The sequence below is a fragment of the Acinetobacter sp. C13 genome (assembly GCF_016809775.1).
Lineage (GTDB): Bacteria > Pseudomonadota > Gammaproteobacteria > Pseudomonadales > Moraxellaceae > Acinetobacter > Acinetobacter pittii.
Window position 1 is genome coordinate 427,052 of sequence record NZ_JAFBJL010000002.1, and the last position, 22,906, is coordinate 449,957.

General features: G+C 38.1%; 27 protein-coding genes. 17 read left to right on the top strand and 10 right to left on the bottom strand.

The window, feature by feature from the left end; translation table 11 throughout:
• Positions 1-18: 18 nt before the first annotated feature.
• Positions 19-651, bottom strand: a complete 633-nt coding sequence (locus JGE69_RS07180; protein WP_017386507.1) for an alpha/beta hydrolase — start codon at positions 649-651, stop codon at positions 19-21.
• Between the two features lie 125 nt (positions 652-776).
• On the opposite strand from JGE69_RS07180, the gene yaaA reads away from it, so the two are divergent.
• Both yaaA and JGE69_RS07190 read left to right on the top strand, forming a co-directional pair.
• The gene (yaaA, locus tag JGE69_RS07185; RefSeq protein ID WP_199112944.1) at positions 777-1,550 is read left to right on the top strand and encodes a peroxide stress protein YaaA; all 774 of its coding nucleotides are present in this window, start codon (positions 777-779) and stop codon (positions 1,548-1,550) included.
• Positions 1,551-1,566: 16 nt separating this feature from the next.
• Complete coding sequence (locus tag JGE69_RS07190; protein ID WP_199112942.1) at positions 1,567-2,190, top strand: metal-dependent hydrolase; 624 nt, start codon at positions 1,567-1,569, stop codon at positions 2,188-2,190.
• 100 nt (positions 2,191-2,290) lie between these two features.
• Here JGE69_RS07190 and JGE69_RS07195 read toward each other — a convergent pair whose 3' ends face one another.
• From JGE69_RS07195 to JGE69_RS07215, 5 genes are all read right to left on the bottom strand, one after another.
• Positions 2,291-3,076: a thiazole synthase gene (locus tag JGE69_RS07195; protein ID WP_001154366.1), complete on the bottom strand. Its 786-nt coding sequence runs from the start codon at positions 3,074-3,076 to the stop codon at positions 2,291-2,293.
• Positions 3,077-3,089: 13 nt separating this feature from the next.
• Positions 3,090-3,287, bottom strand: a complete 198-nt coding sequence (gene thiS / locus JGE69_RS07200) for a sulfur carrier protein ThiS (RefSeq protein WP_002115323.1) — start codon at positions 3,285-3,287, stop codon at positions 3,090-3,092.
• 13 nt (positions 3,288-3,300) lie between these two features.
• Positions 3,301-3,666, bottom strand: coding sequence for a DUF423 domain-containing protein (locus tag JGE69_RS07205; protein ID WP_002115263.1), 366 nt, complete (start codon positions 3,664-3,666; stop codon positions 3,301-3,303).
• 110 nt (positions 3,667-3,776) lie between these two features.
• Positions 3,777-4,643: an RNA polymerase sigma factor RpoH gene (gene rpoH / locus JGE69_RS07210; protein WP_002115267.1), complete on the bottom strand. Its 867-nt coding sequence runs from the start codon at positions 4,641-4,643 to the stop codon at positions 3,777-3,779.
• Between the two features lie 133 nt (positions 4,644-4,776).
• Positions 4,777-5,022, bottom strand: coding sequence for a sulfurtransferase TusA family protein (locus tag JGE69_RS07215; protein ID WP_005068314.1), 246 nt, complete (start codon positions 5,020-5,022; stop codon positions 4,777-4,779).
• Positions 5,023-5,395: 373 nt separating this feature from the next.
• Here JGE69_RS07215 and JGE69_RS07220 point away from each other — a divergent pair, with 373 nt between their 5' ends.
• Positions 5,396-5,608, top strand: a complete 213-nt coding sequence (locus JGE69_RS07220; protein WP_000126912.1) for a cold-shock protein — start codon at positions 5,396-5,398, stop codon at positions 5,606-5,608.
• 108 nt (positions 5,609-5,716) lie between these two features.
• Positions 5,717-6,868, top strand: a complete 1,152-nt coding sequence (gene rhlB / locus JGE69_RS07225; protein ID WP_199112940.1) for an ATP-dependent RNA helicase RhlB — start codon at positions 5,717-5,719, stop codon at positions 6,866-6,868.
• Positions 6,869-6,907: 39 nt separating this feature from the next.
• Here the strand turns inward: rhlB and JGE69_RS07230 are convergent, their stop codons facing one another.
• The gene (locus tag JGE69_RS07230) at positions 6,908-7,288 is read right to left on the bottom strand and encodes a hypothetical protein (protein WP_005073503.1); all 381 of its coding nucleotides are present in this window, start codon (positions 7,286-7,288) and stop codon (positions 6,908-6,910) included.
• Between the two features lie 204 nt (positions 7,289-7,492).
• Here JGE69_RS07230 and JGE69_RS07235 point away from each other — a divergent pair, with 204 nt between their 5' ends.
• From JGE69_RS07235 to JGE69_RS07290, 12 genes are all read left to right on the top strand, one after another.
• The gene (locus tag JGE69_RS07235; protein WP_039758727.1) at positions 7,493-8,068 is read left to right on the top strand and encodes a nitroreductase; all 576 of its coding nucleotides are present in this window, start codon (positions 7,493-7,495) and stop codon (positions 8,066-8,068) included.
• 34 nt (positions 8,069-8,102) lie between these two features.
• Positions 8,103-9,176: an NAD(P)H-dependent glycerol-3-phosphate dehydrogenase gene (locus tag JGE69_RS07240; RefSeq protein ID WP_002115297.1), complete on the top strand. Its 1,074-nt coding sequence runs from the start codon at positions 8,103-8,105 to the stop codon at positions 9,174-9,176.
• 56 nt (positions 9,177-9,232) lie between these two features.
• Positions 9,233-9,688 carry a SixA phosphatase family protein gene (locus JGE69_RS07245; RefSeq protein WP_086265862.1) on the top strand — a complete coding sequence of 152 codons (456 nt, stop codon included), beginning with the start codon at positions 9,233-9,235 and terminating at the stop codon, positions 9,686-9,688.
• A gap of 23 nt (positions 9,689-9,711) precedes the next feature.
• A complete protein-coding gene (gspL, locus tag JGE69_RS07250) occupies positions 9,712-10,851 on the top strand; it encodes a type II secretion system protein GspL (protein ID WP_086265863.1) in 1,140 nt (379 codons plus the stop codon).
• Entirely contained in the window at positions 10,851-11,330 is a 480-nt protein-coding gene (gspM, locus tag JGE69_RS07255; protein ID WP_005073507.1) for a type II secretion system protein GspM, read from the top strand. The genes gspL and gspM overlap by 1 nt, the downstream gene beginning before the upstream one ends.
• Positions 11,331-11,419: 89 nt before the next feature.
• Positions 11,420-12,424, top strand: a complete 1,005-nt coding sequence (locus tag JGE69_RS07260) for a quinone-dependent dihydroorotate dehydrogenase (protein WP_199112938.1) — start codon at positions 11,420-11,422, stop codon at positions 12,422-12,424.
• 6 nt (positions 12,425-12,430) lie between these two features.
• Positions 12,431-13,018, top strand: a complete 588-nt coding sequence (locus JGE69_RS07265) for a CvpA family protein (RefSeq protein ID WP_199112936.1) — start codon at positions 12,431-12,433, stop codon at positions 13,016-13,018.
• 25 nt (positions 13,019-13,043) lie between these two features.
• The gene (purF, locus tag JGE69_RS07270; protein WP_044100970.1) at positions 13,044-14,585 is read left to right on the top strand and encodes an amidophosphoribosyltransferase; all 1,542 of its coding nucleotides are present in this window, start codon (positions 13,044-13,046) and stop codon (positions 14,583-14,585) included.
• A 78-nt stretch (positions 14,586-14,663) separates the two neighbouring features.
• Positions 14,664-16,553 carry a M48 family metalloprotease gene (locus JGE69_RS07275; RefSeq protein ID WP_078221132.1) on the top strand — a complete coding sequence of 630 codons (1,890 nt, stop codon included), beginning with the start codon at positions 14,664-14,666 and terminating at the stop codon, positions 16,551-16,553.
• A gap of 100 nt (positions 16,554-16,653) precedes the next feature.
• Positions 16,654-17,301 carry a hypothetical protein gene (locus JGE69_RS07280; protein WP_199112934.1) on the top strand — a complete coding sequence of 216 codons (648 nt, stop codon included), beginning with the start codon at positions 16,654-16,656 and terminating at the stop codon, positions 17,299-17,301.
• Between the two features lie 11 nt (positions 17,302-17,312).
• Positions 17,313-18,278 carry a 2-hydroxyacid dehydrogenase gene (locus tag JGE69_RS07285; protein WP_078221130.1) on the top strand — a complete coding sequence of 322 codons (966 nt, stop codon included), beginning with the start codon at positions 17,313-17,315 and terminating at the stop codon, positions 18,276-18,278.
• A 142-nt stretch (positions 18,279-18,420) separates the two neighbouring features.
• Positions 18,421-19,848 (top strand): M48 family metalloprotease, encoded by a 1,428-nt coding sequence (locus JGE69_RS07290; RefSeq protein ID WP_199112932.1) that lies wholly within the window; start codon positions 18,421-18,423, stop codon positions 19,846-19,848.
• Positions 19,849-19,940: 92 nt separating this feature from the next.
• On the opposite strand, the gene JGE69_RS07295 is transcribed toward JGE69_RS07290, so the two are convergent.
• Both JGE69_RS07295 and rpsU read right to left on the bottom strand, forming a co-directional pair.
• Positions 19,941-20,387: a GatB/YqeY domain-containing protein gene (locus JGE69_RS07295; RefSeq protein ID WP_078221128.1), complete on the bottom strand. Its 447-nt coding sequence runs from the start codon at positions 20,385-20,387 to the stop codon at positions 19,941-19,943.
• Between the two features lie 25 nt (positions 20,388-20,412).
• On the bottom strand, positions 20,413-20,628 hold the full coding sequence (gene rpsU, locus JGE69_RS07300) for a 30S ribosomal protein S21 (protein ID WP_001136722.1): 216 nt from the start codon (positions 20,626-20,628) through the stop codon (positions 20,413-20,415).
• 145 nt (positions 20,629-20,773) lie between these two features.
• On the opposite strand from rpsU, the gene tsaD reads away from it, so the two are divergent.
• The gene (gene tsaD, locus JGE69_RS07305) at positions 20,774-21,784 is read left to right on the top strand and encodes a tRNA (adenosine(37)-N6)-threonylcarbamoyltransferase complex transferase subunit TsaD (RefSeq protein WP_199112930.1); all 1,011 of its coding nucleotides are present in this window, start codon (positions 20,774-20,776) and stop codon (positions 21,782-21,784) included.
• Positions 21,785-21,786: 2 nt separating this feature from the next.
• On the opposite strand, the gene JGE69_RS07310 is transcribed toward tsaD, so the two are convergent.
• A complete protein-coding gene (locus JGE69_RS07310) occupies positions 21,787-22,890 on the bottom strand; it encodes a DUF6670 family protein (protein WP_199112928.1) in 1,104 nt (367 codons plus the stop codon).
• Positions 22,891-22,906: the final 16 nt, after the last annotated feature.

The following is a 22,906-nucleotide window of genomic DNA, read 5'->3' on the forward strand; positions in this document are numbered from 1 at the left end:
TGCCCATCAAATTACCGTTTATTTCATGATAATAAAACGTGTAATGATTTGGCGAAGCTGCTTTAAATAGCCTGTAAAGAAGTGGTTAGCACCCGGCAGAATCGTAATTGGATGCTTCTGCGGTTTTGCCCACGCAATTGCATCTGAAAGTAAAGTAATGTCATCTTGCTCACCATGAATGAGTAGAATATCACCTTGAATTTCAGGAGTTTTATAGTGACGTAAACCTACTACAGTAGCTGTTGGTAAACCACATAAAATTAACTGTACAGGTCGTAATTCAGGTGCAAGCTGTGCAAAGCATTTTGCTAAAACATGTGAGCCAAAGCTAAAACCGCCTGCATAAAATGGTAGGCCTTCATGAAGCTTACGAACATGTTCAATGACAGCTAAGATATCTTCAGTTTCACCATGGCCTTCATCATGAATGCCTTCACTGCCACCTAGGCCGCGGAAACTTGGGCGGTAAACAATGCAACCATATTCATTAAAGATTTGGGTTAAAAGGGCAGGGACTTTATGTTGAGGGGTTCCACCTTGCAATGGGTGCGGATGACAAACAACCGCAAAGCCTTTGATTTCACCTTCAGGGCGGTCAACGAAAAGTTCAATTTTACCTACTGGACCCTGGATGAAAGTTTGCTCAGACATATAAGAACCGCTAAATAACAATACGTAGTGCTATTTTACCGATAGTCGTCATTGAAAACACGAGTTAGCATTAAAAAATATCTACTGTTATAGTTGGTATTAAGAATAATTTTTTCAGGTTGTCTATGCTTGCTTTAATTTCTCCTGCAAAAACTTTAGATTATGAAACAGCGTTACCCACAGATGAGTTTACTGAGCCTCGCTTGTTAGAAAACTCAGCACAATTAATTGATGTTTGTCGCAAACTTTCTGCTTCGGAAATTGCGAGTTTAATGAGTGTCAGTGAAAAAATTGCCACACTAAATGCAGATCGATTTAGAGATTGGAATCCCGAATTTAATTTCTCAAATGCTCGCCAAGCAATCTATGCATTTAAAGGGGATGTTTACACCGGTTTAGATGCTTATCATTTAAAAGACAAAGATATTGATTTTGCACAGCAGCATTTGCGTATGCTTTCTGGTTTATATGGTTTATTGCGTCCTTTAGATTTAATGATGCCTTATCGTCTTGAGATGGGCACTAAATTAAAAAATACGCGTGGTCATAATTTGTATGAATTCTGGGGTGATATCATCACTAACCAAATTAATGAAGACTTGGCGACAATTAAATCTGAATTGGTGGTAAATCTAGCTTCAGATGAATATTACAAGTCTGTCAATGAAAAGAAAATTAAGGCTGAAATTGTAAAGCCTGTTTTCCTTGACCAGAAAAATGGCAAATATAAAGTCATTAGTTTCTATGCGAAAAAAGCACGCGGTTTAATGGCTCGTTTTATGATTGAAAACCAATTAAATAAAGCTGAAGACATCAAAGCGTTTAATACCGAGGGTTATTACTTTGATGCTGATAACTCATCGGCAAAAGAGTTGGTGTTTAAACGTGATGAGCAATAATCTTAAGCGTGGTTAATTGATGATGCAGCTTTATTTATCAAAACTAAAGCATGTTTGGTTTGAGCTGCATCAGCATTATGATTTTTCTGAACCGCAGAAAATCTATGATGAACTTATTGCGGCTTATAGTGAAAAGCAGCGAGCCTACCATACCATCCAACATTTATATGAATGTTTGAGTTTAATGGAGGCGGTTCAATACGAATTAAATGATCCGTATGCTGTTGCATTGGCTCTCTGGTTTCATGATGCGGTCTATGATCCAGAAGCTAAAGACAATGAACTTAAGAGTGCTGAGTTATTTGAACAATTGATGGCACAAGATTTATCGTTCGATACTCTAGAGAAAATAAAGCGTTGGATACTTGCGACTCAAAAGCATGCATTAACCGATGAAATAGATTTGCAATTTTTGTTGGATATTGATTTAGCTATTTTGGCAGCAACGCCTGAACGTTTTATCCAGTATGAACAGCAAATTCAGCGGGAGTATTCTTGGGTTGATCCAGAAGTATATTCAATTAAGAGAAAACAAGTTTTAATACATTTTTATCAGTCTGAGCCACTTTACCAAACTGTATATTTCCAAAAGAATTTTGAGTTAAACACCAAGGATAATTTAAGACGAATATTGGAATAGCCTAAGCATATTAGAATAAAGCGATATATTTTTAAAACGTAAAATGGTTATATGACGGGAGAGGAATCACTGGAAAAAGCAGTGATTCCTTGGAAATAAATTATTTAAAGAAATAACCTGTTTCTGGCGAGCTTGCATTTGCCATGCGTTTACGTGGCATACGACCTGCTAAAAATGCTTCACGTCCTGCTTCAACAGCTTTTTTCATTGCGGAAGCCATCAAAATAGGGTTTTGAGCAGCTGCAATTGCTGTATTCATCAATACACCATCACAACCAAGTTCCATCGCAATAGCAGCATCACTTGCTGTACCAACGCCTGCATCGACTAAAACTGGAACTTTCGCATTTTCTTTAATAATTGAAATGGTATGTGGATTTAAAATACCTAAACCTGAACCAATTAGACTACCTAAAGGCATAATCGCAACACAGCCCATACTTTCAAGTTCTTGAGCAATGATTGGGTCGTCAGAGGTATAGACCATAATCTCAAAACCGTCATCAATCAAAGTGCGCGCGGCTTTTAAAGTCTCGGTTACATTTGGATATAAGGTTTTTTCATCACCCAATACTTCAAGTTTTACTAGGTTATGACCATCGAGTAACTCACGCGCTAGCATACACGTGCGTACTGCGCTGTCAGCATCAAAACAACCTGCGGTATTTGGCAAAATTGTATATTTTTCTGGTGGAATGACAGACAGTAAATTCGGTTGATCTGGATTTTGTCCAATATTCACACGGCGGATTGCGACAGTTACGATTTCTGCACCACTGGCTTGAATAGCTAAATCCGTTTCATTTAAGTCTTTATATTTGCCAGTTCCGACCAATAAGCGAGATTGAAAAGAACGTGAACCAATAATGAGAGGGGTGTCTTGCATGGATAACTCCGACTTAGCCGCCGCCAACAGCGTGAATAATTTCGATACGGTCATGTTGAGCAATAGAAATTTGCTCTAATTTGCTTTTAGAAACGATTTGCTGATTGTGCTCAACAGCAAAACGTTTTCCTTCAAGTGCCAACTCCTGAATGAGTTGCAACAGGTTTTGGCTAGGCGTGTCCGTTAATTCGCCATTTAAATAAATTTGCATGATCACATTCCGATTATTTTGCGTATTTGAAAGCATTCCAAGCCAAGACTAGCCATCCCGCAATCATTAAGGCTCCACCGATTGGCGTAATTGCGCCTAATATTCGTGGTAAACCTAGCGCCATGATATAAAGCGAACCACAAAAGAATAGAATACCAATTTGGATAAGCAAGAAAGATAACTTGATTGGGAAATGAGGAAGAACCTTACTTAAAATACCAAGGGCTAGTAGGCCAAGCGCATGATAAAAAAAGTAGTCGGTTGCAGTTTGCCACCAAGCAAGTTGCTCAGGACCCGCGTGAGCTTTAAGACCATGTGCTCCAAAAGCACCCAACATGACTGCAAAAGCAAGATTAAGGGCTGAAATGGCGATCCACATAACAAAAAACGCAACTGAATAATGAAAGGCAACGTTAACATAGATTGGGTTGGCTAAACATAGCCAGATAAAACAAAAGGGCGATTCGCCCTTTTATTTTTAAATTTATTTTAGCTTGCTGACATGGCAGTTTTGATTTTTTCCATCGCATTCTTTTCAAGCTGACGAATACGTTCTGCTGAAACATTATATTCAGCTGCTAACTCGTGAAGAGTAGATTTGTCATCATCTAACCAGCGGCGTTGTAAAATATTACGCGAACGGTCATCTAACTGGTCCATTGCATCATGCAAGGCTGAAGTACTTTGCTCTTCCCAGTCTTCGTTTTCGACTAAACGGGCAGGGTCATAGCGGTTATCTTCAAGATACAATGCAGGTGCTGTATGTGGTGTATCGTCATCGTCGTCGCCTTGTGCTTCAAAAGCAGCATCATAAGCAGTTAAACGACCTTCCATTTCCAGAACTTGTTCTGGAGTTACATTTAAGTCATTTGCAATCGATTGAGCTTCTTCGAGCGTTAATTTTTTACTCGATTTTTTTAAACTACGTAAATTGAAAAATAATTTACGCTGAGCTTTTGTCGTTGCAATTTTGACGATACGCCAGTTGCGAATAACGTATTCATGAATTTCTGCCTTAATCCAGTGGACGGCAAAAGATACTAGACGCACGCCCATATTTGGGTCGAAACGTTTCACGGCTTTCATTAAGCCTAAATTACCTTCTTGAATAAGGTCGCCTTGTGGTAGGCCATAACCTGCATAGCTGCGCGCAATATGAACGACAAAACGTAAATGCGACATTACCAGCATTTTTGCGGCATCAAGATCTTGGTCATAATAATAACGTTCAGCAAGTTCTTTTTCTTGCTCGGCCGTTAAAATAGGAATCTGATTGACAGTACTGATATATGCACCAAGGTTTACACCGGGCGCAGACAATGACAGGGGCATCAATTGATTGCTGCTGTCACTCATGAGTTCTCCTTATAGGATCGAATGGGATAACCAATAAATTCATCTTAATTTGAATCAGCTTCATAATTAAGGAAAATTGGGTAGAGAAATGTAAAATTTTATGCAATTTCTAATCTTTTAGTTTAGCAAAGAATTATTGAGTTTCAATTAAATAGTGAAATTCTCTTTCTGATATGTGTGTAGTTTGACACGTAAAATGATGTAAACCACAGTAACGAGTTACATCAATTTCACTATGAGGATCTGAAGATTTTAATAAAAATTGTTGTTTGCCTGACGCTTTTTTAAGTTCACGCTTTAACATTAACAATGGCATTGGGCATGGCTGCCCAAGGGCATTAATTTCAATGGGTGCTGTATTAGAAGAAGTATTGCTCATTCATCATCAAAACAACTAAAAAAAATATTCTAACAAATTTTTAGTAATTGCAGCATATTTTATGGAAGAAGATCTGGCTAATTTCTATAAAAAATATTGTAATAAGCTGTTTAAAAAAAGAACTAAAAATAGGGGAAATAATTGAAAAAAATTCTATTAATTGTCATAAACCCATGTTAAGCTCGAACCGTTTTAGGATTTACCACACAATCAAATTGATTTAATAACCCTATAACAAATGGATGTAACCGGAAATTGTTGATAGTTTTACAGAATGATTACAAGCTTTAAGATTATAAATATTTTAAAACCTTGTTTGCTCTGCTGTTTGCAACACCGGAAGGTCCTTTTTTCAACATCTGAGGATTGACTTATGACAGCTCGTGAACAAGGCGTAGTAAAGTGGTTTAATGACACTAAAGGCTTTGGTTTTATTCAACGTAACGGCGGTGACGACGTATTCGTTCATTTCCGTGCAATCGTAGGTGACGGTCACCGTTCTCTACGTGATGGTCAACGCGTAGAATTTAGCGTTGTACAAGGTCAAAAAGGTTTTCAAGCTGAAAACGTTCAGCCTTTAGACTAAGACTAATTCATCTTTTGATGAATCATGGACGCTCCAATTTTTGAATTGGGGCGTTTTTGTTTATAATGATCTTCTCATTCGAGAGATTGTTTGTTAGAGCACGTATTTATGACATCTGGTTTTGAAACCTTGAATTTACATCCGCAACTTAAAAAGGCGATTGATGCTTTAGGGTTTACTCAAATGACCCCAATTCAGCAAAAGGTTTTAAAATATACATTAGCCGGGCATGATGCAATTGGGCGAGCACAGACAGGAACTGGTAAGACAGCAGCCTTTCTGATTAGTGTAATTAATGATTTACTCAATAATCCGGTTCAAGAGCAGCGTTTCCGTGGTGAGCCACGTGCCTTAATTTTGGCCCCTACTCGTGAATTGGCACTGCAGATTGAAAGTGATGCAAAGCTACTCACAAAATTTTCAGATTTGCACCTTGTAACATTATTAGGGGGTGTGGATTTTGATAAGCAAAAGAAACAGCTAGATGCTAATTTTATCGATATCATGGTGGCTACACCTGGGCGTCTAATTGATTTTGTAGAACAGAAAGAAGTTTGGCTAGATCAAATTGAATTTTTAGTTATTGATGAAGCCGACCGTTTATTGGACATGGGATTTATTCCTTCGGTAAAACGTATTGTCCGTTATTCTCCTCGTAAGGAACAGCGTCAAACGCTCATGTTCTCAGCGACATTTAGTTATGATGTTCTTAATTTGGCAAGACAATGGTTGTTTGAACCAATCACTGTTGAAATTGAGCCTGAGCAAAAAACGAATAATGATGTTGAGCAACGTGTTTATGTTGTGGCTAAACAAGATAAATATCGTTTATTACAAGATATTTTGCGTGAAGAACCGATCGATAAAGTGATGATTTTTGCTAATCGACGTGATCAGGTGCGCCGTCTTTATGATCATTTAAAGAAAGATGGATACAGAGTAGGTATGCTTTCAGGTGAAATTGCTCAAGATAAACGTTTAAAAATGTTAGAGCAATTTAAGCAAGGTAAACATAATATTATGATTGCGACAGATGTTGCTGGTCGTGGTATTCATGTGGATGGCGTGTCGCATGTCATCAACTTTACATTGCCTGAACAGTCTGATGATTATGTGCACCGTATTGGTCGTACAGGTCGTGCTGGCTCACAGGGGGTAAGTATTAGTTTCTTATCTGAAGATGATGCCTTTTATTTACCTGAAATTGAAAAAGCAATTGGTAAAAAATTACCACTGACCAGATTAGATGGTTATTGCTAATAAAAAAAATCCCAATCATTTGATTGGGATTTTTTTTGATTAATTAATTTTACAATAGAATGTAAGCGTTGTTTGGTAGTCATCATCTTTTGCTAAAGATGCATTTTTACCAGTTAATGTACCAATAACACCTGCTGCTGCTTCAACCATTTGACCAGTTTTTTCGCTTACAACATCTTTTAACACACCGTTATATGTTGTTTTTTCATCTACAACGACTGGCGTAGTGTTTTTTGAGCAAGTTTTTTGAGCTGCAGTAATCGCATTATTTTTCGCGATTAAATTGGTTTTACCAATACCTGTAACTTCAAACTGATTATTTTCTTTTTGAACTGCTAAAGTATTTTTAGGAGTAGTTGCGCAAGCACCAAGTAATAAAACAACACCGCTCATTGCGCTCGCTAAAATTATTTTTTTCATAATGCACCTAAAGTTAATCGCTAAAAGATATTGATATTTGAACACAAGTTTTCTATTTGATTTTGAAGACGTTGTATGAGTTTTGATGTTTTGTATTAAAAAATGTCAAAGTGAGAGTTCGCTAATTTTATAAGCTAGATTCAATGGTGGATTAACGGTAGATTATGCTAATCTATTTTGAATTTTTGAGTTAGATCAATATTAATGACGGATTCAGCAATACAAATAATTCACCAAAATATTCATCAGCGTCAGTCTATTGGCCAATTAGTTGAGCCAGCTCCAAGTACAGAGCAATTGGAGTTAGCTTTCCAAGCAGCTTTGACTGCTCCAGATCATCATCGACTTAAGCCAACGCGTTTTGTGGTTGTTTCAGGCGAACAACGTGGTGCTTTTGGTGAAGTTTTAGCAAAGGCTCTAGCAGATTTAGGTGAAACTGATCCCGCTCAACTCGAACGTGTTAAACAACATCCTTTTCGTGCTCCGCTACTCATTTTAGCGCTTACACAACTACAAGATCATCCGAAAGTACCGCATTTCGAACAAATCTTAAGTACGGGTGCCGCAGTACAAAATCTTTTATTATCTCTACAAGCTCAAGGTTTTTCGACCATGTGGCGTAGTGGTGCAGTTGTCGAATCAAATTGGTTAAAACAGCATTTAGGTCTGCAACCTCGTGATTTAATTTCAGGTATTATTTACGTCGGCACAGCAGCTAAAGTAATTGCACCGCGTGCAGATATTGAAAGTAAAGAATTCGTAAAAGTTTGGCAGGCTTAAACGTCTGTAGAAGTAAGAAATAGGATAATAAAAGATGGCTGAATTTAAGTTTACAGATTTGGTAGAACCAGTTGCGGTTGATAAAAAAACCGCTTTACGTATTACTGTTCTGGGGGGGGGTAGCTTCGGAACGGCTATGGCAAATTTAGCTGCACGTAATGGTTGCGATACCATGATCTGGATTCGTGATGCCGAAACAGCTGAGGAAATTAATAAAACCCACATTAATAAACGTTATTTGCCAGATTTTATTTTAGAGTCATCATTACGCGCTGTATCTGATCTTGAGCAAGCCGTGTGTGATCGAGATATTATTTTGGTCGCAATTCCGAGTCACTCATTCCGTGATGTCTTAAAACAAATTGCCCCTTATATTACCGCACAGGCGGTTGTGTCTTTAACCAAAGGTGTTGAAGCTAAAACTTTCAGCTTCATGAGCGATATCATTCGTGAAGAATTACCTGAAGTTCCTTATGGTGTGCTATCAGGTCCAAACCTTGCAAAAGAAATTATGGCTGGTATGCCATCTGGCACTGTTATTGCCAGTGACTCCGAATTAGTTCGTTATGCTGTGCAACATGCCCTGCATAGTGCTTTATTCCGTGTTTTTGGTAGTGATGATGTGCACGGTGTGGAGTTGGGTGGTGCACTTAAAAATATTTATGCGGTTGCAATGGGCATTGGTGCCGCTTACAAAATTGGTGAAAACACCAAGAGTATGATTTTAACTCGTGCTTTGGCCGAGATGAGCCGCTTTGCAGTAAAACAAGGTGCAAATCCGCTTACATTCTTGGGATTGTCAGGTGTTGGTGATTTATTCGCGACTTGTAACAGCCCTTTAAGCCGTAATTATCAAATTGGTTATGCTTTGGGTTCAGGTAAAACACTTGATCAGGCAAGTAAAGAGTTAGGGCAGACAGCAGAAGGCATCAATACAATTGTTCAGGTGCGTGGTAAAGCAGAAGAACTAGACGTATATATGCCAATTACCAATGCTTTATATGAAGTTATCTTTGAGGGAGCACCTCCTTTAAATATTGCATTATCTCTTATGAAAAACGGACACCGTAGTGATGTTGAATTTGTTTTGCCTCATCACGAAGTCTGAAGAAGAAATGTCATAAATTGTGGTTATAATGCAAGAATTATTAACAAGGAAAATTTATGCAACTGACATTGGTTCGCCATGGGGAAGCCGCTCCACCTGTAAATGGTAACGATACTAAACGTCCTCTTACTGCTCGTGGACATGCTCAAGCTGAACAGACAGCAACATTTTTAAAAGATATTGTTAAGCCTGATATTTTTGTAGTCAGTCCTTTACTACGTGCTCAAGAGACACTGGCTCATATTCAAGCTTATTTTAAAGATGTGCCGGTATTATTATGCGATAAAATTAAGCCAGATGATAATGCTAAAGAAGCAATTGAGTGGTTGTCACAGATTCCTTATGAGTCAATTGTAGTCGTGTGTCATATGAATGTAGTAGGGCATATTGCTGAGCTACTGACTCATGAAAACTTTAATCCATTTGCACTGGCTGAAGCTCGAATTTATGATCAGGCTGTGATTGCAACTGGCTTATCAACACAAAAAAATAGTTTTATACCCACAATATAATTAAAAAGGTTATTTAGCCCATTATGCTGTATTTATGGATGCCTGAAACCAATGGAATATGGCATTGGTCTAACGGAGAAAACTGGTTGCAGGCTGAAAGCCTTGACCAATTAATACAAGACCTACAATTACATCAAGGAAAAGAGGCTGTCGTCTTTTTTCCTAGTCGTCATGCTCAGGTATTCCAGCAACAAATAGCAAAGTCTCATTACAAACAACTAGGGGCAGATGGTGTTAAATATTTGCTTGAAGAGTTTGTGACTTTACCGATTGATCATATGAAAGTGGTTCATCATTTTCATGCTGATCAATTGACAATATTGGGCGTTGCAAAAACCACTGTGGAAACATGGCAACATGCAATGAATTTGTTGCCAATCAAGCTTGTTGCTTTGTTGCCAGACTTTTTGATTTTGCCGGAACCACAAGAACACCAAGTTATCCTTTGTAATATTGACCAAAAATTACTGGCGCGTGAAAGTAAATGGGTGGGTAATTCACTAGATGATTTGGGATTATTTTTGGAATTCCAGCCAGTTGAAACAAACTATCAATATAGTGGATTAACGACAGAACAATTAGAAAGCTTAGAAGCAGCTTCTAGTGTTGAGCAACGTTCAGAGTTTTTTTATCAATTTCAGGGTTTAGATAAACCTAAACAGCATCCTTTTAATATTTTACCGAAAGCCAAAGGACAAGAGCAAACTGTCTCAGGTTACTGGAAAGCATGTGCTGTTATTCTTTTAGCAATCATTGTGGTTCAGTTTAGCTATGATTTGTTGCGTTGGGTAAAATTAAGAAATGTAGCGAATCAAACAGCTGAACAGACGATAGAGCAATATAAATATTGGTTTGGTCCTTCTAGTCGCGTAAATGAACAAAATATAAAAAGCCAATTTGAAAGTCATTTAAGAATGAGTAAACAAGGCGATACACAAGCACTTTCTTTATTGAGCCGTGTTGGACCTATTTTGATGCAAAGACAAATTTTAGCTCAGCAATTAAATTATGATGCTTCTACACTAACCATGGCCTTGAAAGCAAAATCGGGAGATGATTTGCAAGCTTTAACACAGCAGCTTAATCAGCAAGGATTTAAGGCGGAGTTAGGTAATGTTCAAGCCGATGGTGGTGGGGCAATTGGGGTGGTGAAAATACAATAATGAAAATGTTAGCTCAATTGCAGAACCGCTTTGATCAGTGGATCGAACAAGTTAATCAATATTTAGACCGTTTGACTGTCCGTGAACGTATTATGGTGGTCTTTACTACAATTTTTGTTGTAGTAGCTATTATTGGAGCTTCACTTTGGAAAATGCATTCCTTAGCAGAACAACAGCAACAGCGTTTAAATGATTTAAAAGATTTGATGGTGTGGATGCAAAGTAATGCAGTCACTATGAAACCTGCGAGTGAACTTGAGTTAGGGCAAGCAGAGAAAATACAACGTGTAGCTCAACAACAAGGTTTAACTGTTACTTCTCAACAAAATGGCGAGCAGTTACAAATTATTGTTACTCATCAGAATTATGCAATTTTAGCGAACTTTTTAACCCAACTGGCACAAATGGGCTTAAGTATTGAAAAAATGGAAATGGTTTCAAGCGAAGGACAGATTAAATTAACAGCGACGGTTCAATAACATATTAAAATATGCTGGTCTTAAGCATGGTGTTTTGTGCTCCCTGTGCCTATAATATGCCTACCTAAAATCAGTAGATTGTGATTGGTATGTTATATTCACTTGCTCGCCCAATGTTGTTTAGTTTAGCACCAGAGCGTGCCCATGAATTAACATTATCTATGCTTGATAAAGCACATAAGTTCGGCCTACTACGTCAGAGCGTAGAAGCGAAACCAACAACTTGTATGGGAATTGAATTTCCAAATCCGGTAGGGTTGGCGGCTGGTCTTGATAAAAATGGTGCACACATCGATGCTTTAGCTGGGTTAGGGTTCGGTTTTATTGAAATTGGAACAATTACACCGCGTCCTCAATCGGGTAATCCGCAGCCACGCTTATTCCGAATTCCAGAAGCTCAAGCCATTATTAACCGTATGGGGTTTAATAATGATGGTGTTGATAAGCTGATTGAAAATGTCAAAGCTTCAAAGTTTAAAGGAATTTTAGGCATCAATATTGGTAAGAATGCTGATACGCCTGTAGAAAAAGCTGTTGATGACTACTTGATTTGCCTTGAGAAAGTGTATAACTATGCTTCTTATATTACCGTTAATATTTCATCTCCAAATACTAAGAACTTAAGAAGTTTACAAAGTGGCGATGCATTAACTGAATTGTTGCAAACCTTAAAAGAAAGACAACTTGAGCTAGCTGAACAAAATAACCACTATGTTCCTTTGGTTTTAAAAGTTGCACCTGATTTAACAGCTGAAGATGTTGAGTTTATTGCAGCTCAATTAGTGCAGTTTAAAATTGATGGCTTGATCGTTACTAATACGACCTTATCAAGAGAAGGTGTAGAAAATCTTCCTTATGGTAATGAGTCGGGTGGTTTATCTGGTGCACCTGTTTTTGAAAAAAGTACAGAATGCTTACGTTTGTTTGCTCAAACATTGAAAGGACAAATCCCATTAATTGGTGTGGGCGGAATTTTGTCGGGTGAACAAGCAGCAGTCAAACAGCAAGCTGGAGCAACATTAGTTCAAATCTATAGCGGGCTGATTTATACCGGTCCTGTTCTAGTGAAACAATGTGTTGCAGCCATGACTTAAGTGAATATGAACACAATTGATATCATTATTCTGATACTTTTGCTCATTGGGGGGCTAAACGGTTTGCGACAAGGATTTATTAAAGCCTTTGCGAACTTGGTAGGATGGGTCATTGCATTAATTATGGGTGCAAAATATGCTGTCCTTCTTGCGCCGTCTATGTCGGGTTTAAGTCATGATCCAGTTGTTCAAAAAATTGCAGCTTTTGCATTTATAGCGCTTTTGATCATTGTTTTAACATGGATCGTCTCTGCATTTTTAAATGGCCTCTTGAAAAGTCTGAAATTGGGGCCATTAAATCGTTTAGCAGGTGGTGCTTTTGGTTCTTTAAAGGGTTTGCTGGTAGTGCTGATTACAATGCAGGGCGTAGGGCCTTGGGTTGAAAGCTCACCACACTGGAAGCAGTCCAAATTTATACAGTTTTTATTGCCTTATGCACCTCTAGCTACAGAGTTGTCTAAAGATGCAGCAAGTGAGGCATTTCATCAAATAACATCTGGAGGCAGTGCCTCAGGCGCTCCTTCAAAACCAATGGACGAATCGGATGATTTAGAAAACCGATCCGACCATTCGACAAAGAATCCTTTTTATTAATTCCTAGCTTGTCTGCGAGGTTGCTATGTGTGGAGTTGTTGGTATAGCCGGTAAATCGCCAGTGAACCAAATGTTGTTTGATGCTTTAACGATGTTGCAACATCGTGGGCAAGATGCAGCTGGAATAGTAACCTGCCATGAAGGCCGTCTTTTCCTTCGTAAGGATAACGGTATGGTGCGTGATGTTTTTCATACTCGTCATATGAGAGCATTACTTGGTAATTATGGTATTGGCCATGTACGTTACCCAACTGCTGGTTCTGCGAGCAGTGCTGAAGCACAACCATTTTATGTAAACTCACCTTACGGTATTACACTTGCACATAATGGTAATTTGACCAATGCAGAAGAAATTCATGATGACCTGTTTAAAACAGATTTACGTCATATGAATACTGATTCTGACTCAGAAGTTCTTTTAAACGTGTTCGCGCATGAATTACAGAAGAAAGGCACTTTAAATCCTACAGCTGACGATATTTTTCACACGGTTTCTCGTGTGCATGAGCGTTGTCAGGGTGCGTATGGTGTCGTGGCGATGATCACTGGTCATGGTTTGGTAGGTTTCCGTGATCCAAATGGTATCCGTCCACTCATTTATGGGTCACGTGTGACTGAACAGGGTGAGATGGAATACATCATTGCTTCTGAATCGGTTGCTATTACAGCTCTTGGTTTTAAAATTGAGCGTGATATTGAACCAGGTGAAGCAATTTTCATCGATGCAAATGGTCAGTTATTCTCTAAACAGTGTGCTGCTAATCCTAAATATCGCCCATGTATTTTTGAGTACGTTTATTTTGCTCGTCCTGATGCCATTATTGATGGAATTTCGGTTTACAAAGCACGTTTAAAAATGGGTGAAAAGCTTGCTCATAAAATTTTACGTGACTGGGGTGAGGACCATGATATTGATGTGGTTATCCCAATTCCTGATACGAGCCGTACTTCAGCTTTAGAACTTGCAAATATTCTAGGTGTAAAGTTCCGTGAAGGTTTTATGAAAAACCGTTATATCGGTCGTACCTTTATTATGCCGGGTCAACAGCAACGTAAAAAATCTGTACGTCAGAAATTAAACCCTGTTGAGTTAGAATTCAAAGGTAAGAACGTTCTATTGGTGGATGACTCTATTGTACGTGGTACAACGTGTAATGAGATTATTCAGATGGCACGTGATTCTGGTGCAAAAAAAGTATACTTTGCGTCAGCAGCACCAAAAGTGATGTATCCAAACGTTTATGGTATTGATATGCCTGCTAAAGCTGAGCTTATTGCTTCAGAACGCAGTGTGGAAGAGATCCAAGAAATTATTGGTGCTGATCGTTTGATTTTCCAAGAATTGGAAGACTTGAAAAATGCTGTACGTACCAGCAAAGTGCCTGACTTAACTGAGTTCGATTGCTCAGTATTTGATGGAATCTATGTAACAGGTGATATTGATGGTAACTATCTAAATAATTTAGAGCAGAAGCGTAATGACTCTGCGAAAAAGAAAAAAGATGGTTATATTGATGTCAATGTCGATGCTGCTTCTGTAGATTTAACAGGCATTAAAGAAGAATAGAAATAGCCGAAAAAAGCGGGTGTTTCCCGCTTTTTTCTTTTATGATGAAACCTAACAATGTAATTGGGAATATTTACATTGAAAGAAGTAAGCCACTATCTCATCGAAAATAAAAATATGGCATGGTCCATCACTATGTGTTTGGTTGCTGTGTTGCTTACTATTTTTATCTTAAATTTAATTTTAGGTTTACTCGTACATTTTTTTGATTATAGTCAACCAATTTGGTGGCACACTTTAAGTCCTTACTTCATTGCGCTATTACTTTTTATTATGGTTTGGTCGGTAGTGACCGAACTTTATATTCTGCGTAAAGGTGGACACTCTTTAGCAAAACAACTTAAAGCACGTCGTTTGGTGAAAGAGGAAAGTACTCCTGAAGAACTTGCGGCATTAAAAATTACAGAACACTTAGCGCAAACTTTTTCACTTAAAGTTCCAACCGTATATGTGCTACCTGATGAAGTTGGTGTAAATGCACTTACGGCAGGTTTTCATCCCAAAGATATCGTAATTATTCTGACATGGGGTGCTTTACAGAATCTGGATAAGCTTGAGTTATATGGTTTATTGGGCCATGAGTTTAATCAGATTTTATCAGGTGAGGCTGTTGAGAATACAAAATTAAAGATTTTATATAGTGGTTTAACAACTTTTAGTCAGTGGGGTAGTAAATTAGCCAAACAAGGTTTTAAGCGCTATAGCCCGGGCTATAAACATAAATTTGAAACAGTTTTTGTTGCGGTAGGTGGGGTCATTTGGTTGGCTGGAAGCCTCGGTGTACTGATTACTCGTTTTATTAAATATTTGACTTTGAGTGGGCGTACCTTTCGTAATGACCAAAAAACAGTACGACTATTAAAAAATAATGCAAATACCCAAACCTTGTTGCGTATTTATGTTCACCATTCTGGTTCGCAAATTCATAGTGCTTATTCTGAGTCGATCGCGCATATGTGTTTTGCTAACTCCCTCAGCCCACAAAGCTGGATGAATATTCACCCGAGTATTCGTGAACGTATTTATGAGTTAAATCCCACTTTGCTACAAGATTTACAATTAGAAAATTTAAAGAAACTTCGTAACCGTCCGTTGTTTAGCTTATTTCATTTCTTGGAAGAATCTGAGAAAGAAATCTATATTCCGTGGTCATCTCCACAGCCTCTACCTTTATTAAGGCTTTCACCAATTAGTTTTGCATTAAATGATGCCATTAAGCCCCTGAGTAGTGATGTACGTCGAAATAAAAAGCGTCCAGAATTAATTCAACGAGCACTACAAACTGCTACGGGTTCACGTGAAGTGATGGTCGCTATTTTGATGATTCGCCAATATCGGGAGTTCATTCCAAAAGATGCACCTGTGAGTCATGCCATTATCGATGCATTATTGAATTTGGATGGGCGTATCCATATTCAGATATTTCATGATGCTTGTAAAAATATTGGACATATACCCGCAAGTATTGCGCGGCAATTTCTTACTAAGCTAGCACTTATTATCCAAGAAGATGGTGAAATTGGGTTGTTAGATGCACTTTTACTGGAGCGGGTTAAACATGAGTTGAACTTAATGCCGTTACATTTACCGACTGCATTTGAAGAAGTGAAACCTCAAATTGTTCGTTTAATTGATGCTTTACTTCATGTTCAACAAATTAATAGCCCTAATCAGTTGGAAGTACGTGAGCGCATTTTACGTTCGTTACTCAATCCAGATGAAATGTATATCTATGATGAAATTTCAGATGAGCCATTAGATCTGGCTGAAATTTTAAATGATATTGCTGGTTTATTATTACGTGATCGTCTAAGTATTCTAGCTATTGCAGAGATGTGCTTGTGGAGCGACCGTATTATTACGCAAGATGAACTGGATGTGCTTGAATTGCTTTATTGGCGTTTTGGCTTTGAGACAGAAGAAATTGTGGATCAAATGCAAAAGAGAAATAGTGTGATGATTATTTAAAAGACATATACGATTATAAAAACATCTGAATGAAATAAAACACTGAAAAAAAAACTGAAGCCCGTTAGAATGTAGATAGAGTAGAGGTATTGATTTACAGATGATTGGGCAGCAAAGAAATATATTGGCAACTTTGGGAATTGATGTATGGATTCCTAAGACACAGGTTTGCCAAAAAAATAATGCTCAAAGCCTCTGGCGAGATCAAGCTGCTCCAGAAGGTGAGCCAATTATATTGCCTTCTAAGAGCAATCCAGTTGTTGAGCAGCCGACAAAACCACAAGTCAACGAAATTCCAAAAGTTGAACCTGAAATTGCGGTACCTCTTCCAGTAGAAGTTCCGCCTGTTGTTTCGCCTCGTGCTGAAGTACAAACTCCAGTGGTTACGATTGCTTCATTTGAGTTGCAGGCTTTTGCGCTTGAAAAGTGTGTTATTTTTTTAGATGTTACTAATTTAAGTGAAGAAGAAAAGCAGCTTTGGAATAACATTCAAAAAGCAAAAATAGGGCAATATGCTGAACTAAAATGGCCGTTCCCTTTAGCTAACTATCAAGACCAACGTGGTGCAGGTTCATATATTCAAGGATTTTTAGATGCTGTCGCAGCAGACAAGAAAATCTTGTGTCTTGGTGAATGTTCTTATATTCAACATGCCAATATTATTCATTTGGCGAGTTTAAAAGAGATGTTGGAGAAACCACTCCTTAAAAAAAGGTTATGGCAATTAATGCAAGATAACAACGAGTAGTAGGGATTTACATGAAAAAAGTTGTAGTTTTTAGCCAAATTGATGAAGAAATTTTGTCTCGATTACAACAGGATTATCATGTTGTGGTTCTTAATCCAAAACTGGGTGATATTAATGAGCAAATACGCCAACAAGTTGTAGATGCTGATGGAATGATTGGTGCTGGTCGACTTCTTAATGAAAGTAATCTTGCACCTGCTCAAAAACTCAAAATTATTTCATCTGTAACAGTTGGCTATGACAATTATGATGTGGCTTATCTAAACCAAAGAAAAATCTGGTTATCAAATACACCTCATGTTTTAACTGAAACAACGGCTGATCTTGCTTTTACATTATTACTAAGCGCTGCTAGAAAAGTTCCTTTTCTTGATCATTGGACTAAACAAGGTGAATGGAAAAGAACTGTTGGGCCTCAACAGTTTGGTTTAGATGTTTTTGGAAAGACGCTAGGAATTATTGGGCTTGGTAATATTGGTGCTGCAATTGCACGCCGTGGTTTTTATGGATTTAACATGAATATTGTTTACCATAACCGCCGTGAAAAGCCTGAATTGGCAGAGCCTTTAAAAGCACAATATCTTGGTTTAGATGAGTTATTGCAACAGTCTGATTTTGTAGTAACCGCAGTTGATTTAAATAATGAATCGAAAGCCTTGATGGGTAAAGCTCAATTTGAGCTTATGCAAAAGCACGCTATTTTTATAAATATTGCGCGTGGTTCAGTGGTTGACGAGCATGCATTGATTGAGGCCTTACAAAGCGGTGAAATCTTCGGGGCTGGTTTAGATGTATATGAAAAAGAACCTTTACAAGATTCAGAGCTTTTTAAACTGCCAAATGTTGTTACTTTGCCTCACGTAGGATCTGCGACTGCAGAGACCCGTAAAAAAATGGCAAATCTTGCTTATAAAAATCTGGTTGAAGCTTTAGAGGATAAAACTCCTAGATATTTGGTAAACCCAAACTTTGCATAAATGATTAATAACACTTCATTGCAAAACTAAGCGATCTCGAGTGATATATTAAAAGTCTATTGATTGAACATAATTTTTTATGTTTTATATCAGTAGACTTTTTTGATGGTTTAATTTTACTAGAGAAAAACTTTTGAGATTTTTGCCAATTATTTTAAGTACGGCTTTTATAACAAATGCTTCGTACGCACAGCCTTTCGATCCTCAGCCTTCTGCAAATCAAGTAGAAATTCCAAATATTGGAAGTGGGATTGGTTTGCTTGATCAACAAAAAGAAAAATTTATTGGCGAAAAAGTTTTTCGTGAAGTTCACAAACAAATGCCTGTTATTCAAGATGTCTGGCTAGAAGATCAATTTTTTCAGGTATTTTCGAGTATTTTAAGTGAAACACAGCTTGGGCAGCCGATTGGTCTAGTCGTGATTAAAGACCCACAAATTAATGCTTTTGCTGTTCCAGGTGGCTTATTTGCGCTCAATACGGGGCTGATTGCCTCAGCACGAAATATTGATGAAATTGCTGGTGTTATGGCGCATGAAATTGCGCATGTATCGCAAAGACATTTTAGTCGCTCTGAAGAAGCCTTTAAAGGTCAAACATTGCTAAGTCTAGCAGGACTTTTAGCGGGGGTGGCTATAGCTGCGCAGGGTGGTGGCGATGCGGGTGCAGCAGTGATGCTTGGTACCCAAGCTGCACTCATGGATAAGCAATTAACATATAGTCGAAATCAAGAGCGTGAAGCAGACCGTATTGGTATGCAATATATGTATGCGGCGGGTTATAACCCTCAAAGTATGGCTGATTATTTTGAAACAATGCATAGAGCTACAAGTCGAGTAAGTTTTTTACCGGATTTCTGGCTGACTCATCCATTGACGACTGAGCGTATGAGTGAAGCTAGGCTCCGTGCAAACCAGCTGCCTAGAGTTAAAAATCGTATATATGATGCAGATTTTGAGATTTTAAAATGGTACACCATGGTGGTTGCTAATCAAGCAACTGAAAACCAACTACAAAGTTTAGCGTCCCAAAAAAATATTGCTGGTTTGATTGCTTTAGCAGCATTTTACACAAGACAAGGTGATTATGTACAAGCGCAGTCTACTCTAGATCAAGCGAAATCTAGTGGAAAGCCTCTTGTAACATTATTGCAGACAGATATTTATCTTGGCCAAAACAAGTTAGATCAAGCTTATACTACAATTGCTTCTATGCAGATGACGATGCCTGAAAATAAAGCTTTTAGTTATAAGTTGGCTGAGGTGCTGCTGCGCCAAGGTAAGTTTGCGCAAGTTCAAACCTTGGTTCAAAGATTTATTAATAAGAATCCAAGAGATATACAAGGTTGGCAATTTTTACAGCAAGCTGCGAATTTGGATAAGAATGGACCTTTAAGAGCTGTTAATGTTCTACGCTATCGGGCTGAAGCAGAATATTGGTCGGGTAGTGAGGAAAATGCAATTAAATCAATGTTGCATGCCCAGCGATTAGCAAAAAATAATCAAGCAATGTCGGCAAGAATAGACAGTCGTTTGAAACAAATGCAAGATGAGCGAAGAATGAAGATTTAAGAGTTATATCTTACTTAATTTGCGGATGAGCAAATATATACAAACTAAAGAAGCTTGATTGGAAGAAATATAAAATTTAAGAAAGGGGGGAATTAAGCTAACTTAGCTTTAATTTTTGCTGAAACTTGAGCAGGATCGGCACGCCCGGCTATGATCGGACGTAGAGAATTCATCACCTTACCCATATCTTTCATGCTAGTTGCTTCTTGAGCAGCAATCGTTTGCTCAATGAGAGAATCAAGCTCTTCCTCAGTCATAGCTTCTGGTAGAAACTGAGAGATAATCTCAGCTTCGGCTTGTTCTTTACTAGCTAAATCATTACGACCAGCACCTTCAAAGGCTTTGATCGATTCTTTACGTTGTTTAATTTGCTTTTCAATGACCGCAAGAACCTGAGCGTCGTCAAGCTCTTTGCGCTCATCGACTTCGATTTGCTTAATTGCCGCTTGTAGACTACGCAAAACCGTCACTGTTGCCATATCTTTGGCACGCATAGAAGTTTTTAATGCATCAGTAATTTGGTTTTTTAAAGTAGTCATAATTCAGCAGTCAATCACAAATTAATTAGTAAAGGCGAGTAGTACGTACAGATTCGCGAGCCAATTTCTTTTGGTAGCGTTTAACTGCTGCAGCTTTTTTGCGCTTACGTTCTTGAGTTGGTTTTTCGTAGAATTCGCGTTTACGAACGTCAGCTAAAACACCAGCTTTTTCGCATGAACGTTTGAAACGACGGATAGCTACGTCAACTGGTTCGCCTTCTTTCAACTTAACTTGTGGCATGTAAAATCCTCTAGATTATGGATAAGATCAGGCACACTATTGCGCCGGATCACAAGTGAAGGTCAGTATTTTACTCATTTACAACTCATATCACAAGTCTATAATAGCGATTGCAATATTTTGACTCATATAAAAGGCAGTTTTGATGATTGTTTTAGGCTTGGAAACTTCTTGTGATGAAACAGGGTTGGCACTTTATGATAGCGAACTCGGCTTACGGGGACAGGTTCTTTATAGCCAGATTAAACTTCATGCCGAATATGGTGGAGTAGTACCTGAACTTGCTTCTCGTGACCATGTTCGTAAATTAATTCCTTTAATGAATCAATTGCTTGAGCAAAGTGGTGTAACAAAACAAGAGATTGATGCGGTTGCTTATACGCGTGGTCCTGGCTTAATGGGAGCATTAATGACAGGTGCATTGTTTGGCCGAACTTTAGCTTTTTCTTTAAATAAGCCTGCAATTGGTGTTCACCATATGGAAGGTCATATGTTGGCCCCATTACTTTCAAGTCAACCACCTGAATTTCCATTTGTAGCATTGTTAGTTTCGGGTGGACATACACAATTGATGGCAGCCCACGCTATTGGTCAATATGAACTATTGGGTGAGTCTATTGATGATGCTGCGGGCGAAGCTTTTGATAAAGTTGCAAAAATGATGAGCTTGCCATATCCGGGTGGGCCAAATATCGCAAAACTTGCATTGTCTGGTGATTCATTAGCTTTTGAGTTTCCAAGACCTATGCTTCATCAAGGCTTAGATTTTTCTTTTAGTGGTTTAAAAACAGCAGTTTCTGTTCAATTGAAAAAATTGAATGGTGAAAATCGTGACGCTGACATCGCTGCTTCATTCCAAGAAGCAATTGTAGATACCTTGGTAAAAAAATCAGTAAAAGCTTTAAAGCAAACTGGACTTAAACGTTTAGTGATTGCAGGGGGAGTTAGCGCAAACTTAAGACTACGCGAGCAATTAGAAACTTCTTTGGCGAAAATTAAAGCACAGGTTTATTATGCAGAGCCTGCTTTATGTACTGATAATGGGGCAATGATTGCTTTTGCTGGTTATCAACGTTTAAAAGCAGGTCAGCATGATGATCTAGCGGTAACGACCACGCCGCGCTGGCCGATGACTGAACTCACTATTCCTGAGTAAAATTATTCATCTTCAAAAGCCTGTTGGTTTTCGATATCAATATATTCGATATAACCACGGCCTTGAACTTCATTACCAAAATAATGACCAGTAAATATATAGCTACTTGCATAACCTCGCCCATGACCATAGCGGAATGGGCAGTCAATTTCTGCCTGAATGTTTAAAATGATTTGCTTTGCCTCATTTCTAGCGATCCAAGAAAAATATTTTGGAAGTCGCATTTTTTGCCCACTAGGTGAAACAAAGTCATCAACTTGATGCGAAATAATATCAAAGCTTACATCTGTATAAATTTCAGCTGACTGGTCCAGATGTCTAATATGCAGGGTATATGCAGCTGTTTGTCCTGCAATATCGGCTTTGGTAAGAAGAAGTTGAGTGGTTTCATTTAAATTGATGATTTGATAAGTGAAAAAATCAAGTGGCAGTTTATATGCATCAGGAATAAGTTTGTTTGTGATGGAGTGAGGACCAACTGCTCGAGCATATTCGTAAGTACAAAGTCCTTGGGTTTCAATGCGTTCTGCTTGATAGTTTAAAAAACCTTTAAACTTTGCCAATAAACTAAAGTGATCATAGATTGGTGTTTTTATAAACCATGAAACATGTGAAGTGATATCGATATCAAAGTCGAAATTAAATCCATCATAATGTCCATTAATGTGAATTTGAGGGAATTTCCCTTGAATTGAAATTTCTTGACCTAGTTCTATTAAGGTCCCATCTTTATTAATCTTTGTATCTTCGGGAATGATATAGGCCTTCAGTAAAGCTTGTTCCAGAGCAGCTGTGCTTGAAAAGAATGTAGCTGTTTTCCTAGGATTTCCAGTGATGATGTCATCATGGTCAAATGCAAGTGCACCTGGTGTACCGATTAAAATCATAATATTTAAGTAACGATGCGGTTCTGGTAAAAGTGGGAAAAAGATACCGTAATGTGTCCAGCTATAATATTTTTCGTCAATTCGTGGACGGATGATATGGACTTGAGTAAAAGGAAGAGTTGAATATTTTTTTGCTTGGTCTAAAACGCTTTGTGCAAGTAATAAACTTTTACCGAGCGCTTTGCTTGTTGTAGAAATTTTTGGCAATTGCTTTTTCATATATAAACCTAAAGAA

Coding starts and splice junctions, on each gene's coding strand:
- JGE69_RS07180 (WP_017386507.1), bottom strand. CDS start 651: ATGTCTGAGCAAACTTTCATCCAGGGTCCAGTAGGTAAAATTGAACTT.
- yaaA (WP_199112944.1), top strand. CDS start 777: ATGCTTGCTTTAATTTCTCCTGCAAAAACTTTAGATTATGAAACAGCG.
- JGE69_RS07195 (WP_001154366.1), bottom strand. CDS start 3,076: ATGCAAGACACCCCTCTCATTATTGGTTCACGTTCTTTTCAATCTCGC.
- thiS (WP_002115323.1), bottom strand. CDS start 3,287: ATGCAAATTTATTTAAATGGCGAATTAACGGACACGCCTAGCCAAAAC.
- JGE69_RS07205 (WP_002115263.1), bottom strand. CDS start 3,666: ATGTGGATCGCCATTTCAGCCCTTAATCTTGCTTTTGCAGTCATGTTG.
- rpoH (WP_002115267.1), bottom strand. CDS start 4,643: ATGAGTGACAGCAGCAATCAATTGATGCCCCTGTCATTGTCTGCGCCC.
- JGE69_RS07215 (WP_005068314.1), bottom strand. CDS start 5,022: ATGAGCAATACTTCTTCTAATACAGCACCCATTGAAATTAATGCCCTT.
- JGE69_RS07220 (WP_000126912.1), top strand. CDS start 5,396: ATGACAGCTCGTGAACAAGGCGTAGTAAAGTGGTTTAATGACACTAAA.
- rhlB (WP_199112940.1), top strand. CDS start 5,717: ATGACATCTGGTTTTGAAACCTTGAATTTACATCCGCAACTTAAAAAG.
- JGE69_RS07230 (WP_005073503.1), bottom strand. CDS start 7,288: ATGAAAAAAATAATTTTAGCGAGCGCAATGAGCGGTGTTGTTTTATTA.
- JGE69_RS07235 (WP_039758727.1), top strand. CDS start 7,493: ATGACGGATTCAGCAATACAAATAATTCACCAAAATATTCATCAGCGT.
- JGE69_RS07240 (WP_002115297.1), top strand. CDS start 8,103: ATGGCTGAATTTAAGTTTACAGATTTGGTAGAACCAGTTGCGGTTGAT.
- JGE69_RS07245 (WP_086265862.1), top strand. CDS start 9,233: ATGCAACTGACATTGGTTCGCCATGGGGAAGCCGCTCCACCTGTAAAT.
- gspL (WP_086265863.1), top strand. CDS start 9,712: ATGCTGTATTTATGGATGCCTGAAACCAATGGAATATGGCATTGGTCT.
- gspM (WP_005073507.1), top strand. CDS start 10,851: ATGAAAATGTTAGCTCAATTGCAGAACCGCTTTGATCAGTGGATCGAA.
- JGE69_RS07260 (WP_199112938.1), top strand. CDS start 11,420: ATGTTATATTCACTTGCTCGCCCAATGTTGTTTAGTTTAGCACCAGAG.
- JGE69_RS07265 (WP_199112936.1), top strand. CDS start 12,431: ATGAACACAATTGATATCATTATTCTGATACTTTTGCTCATTGGGGGG.
- purF (WP_044100970.1), top strand. CDS start 13,044: ATGTGTGGAGTTGTTGGTATAGCCGGTAAATCGCCAGTGAACCAAATG.
- JGE69_RS07280 (WP_199112934.1), top strand. CDS start 16,654: ATGATTGGGCAGCAAAGAAATATATTGGCAACTTTGGGAATTGATGTA.
- JGE69_RS07285 (WP_078221130.1), top strand. CDS start 17,313: ATGAAAAAAGTTGTAGTTTTTAGCCAAATTGATGAAGAAATTTTGTCT.
- JGE69_RS07295 (WP_078221128.1), bottom strand. CDS start 20,387: ATGACTACTTTAAAAAACCAAATTACTGATGCATTAAAAACTTCTATG.
- rpsU (WP_001136722.1), bottom strand. CDS start 20,628: ATGCCACAAGTTAAGTTGAAAGAAGGCGAACCAGTTGACGTAGCTATC.
- tsaD (WP_199112930.1), top strand. CDS start 20,774: ATGATTGTTTTAGGCTTGGAAACTTCTTGTGATGAAACAGGGTTGGCA.
- JGE69_RS07310 (WP_199112928.1), bottom strand. CDS start 22,890: ATGAAAAAGCAATTGCCAAAAATTTCTACAACAAGCAAAGCGCTCGGT.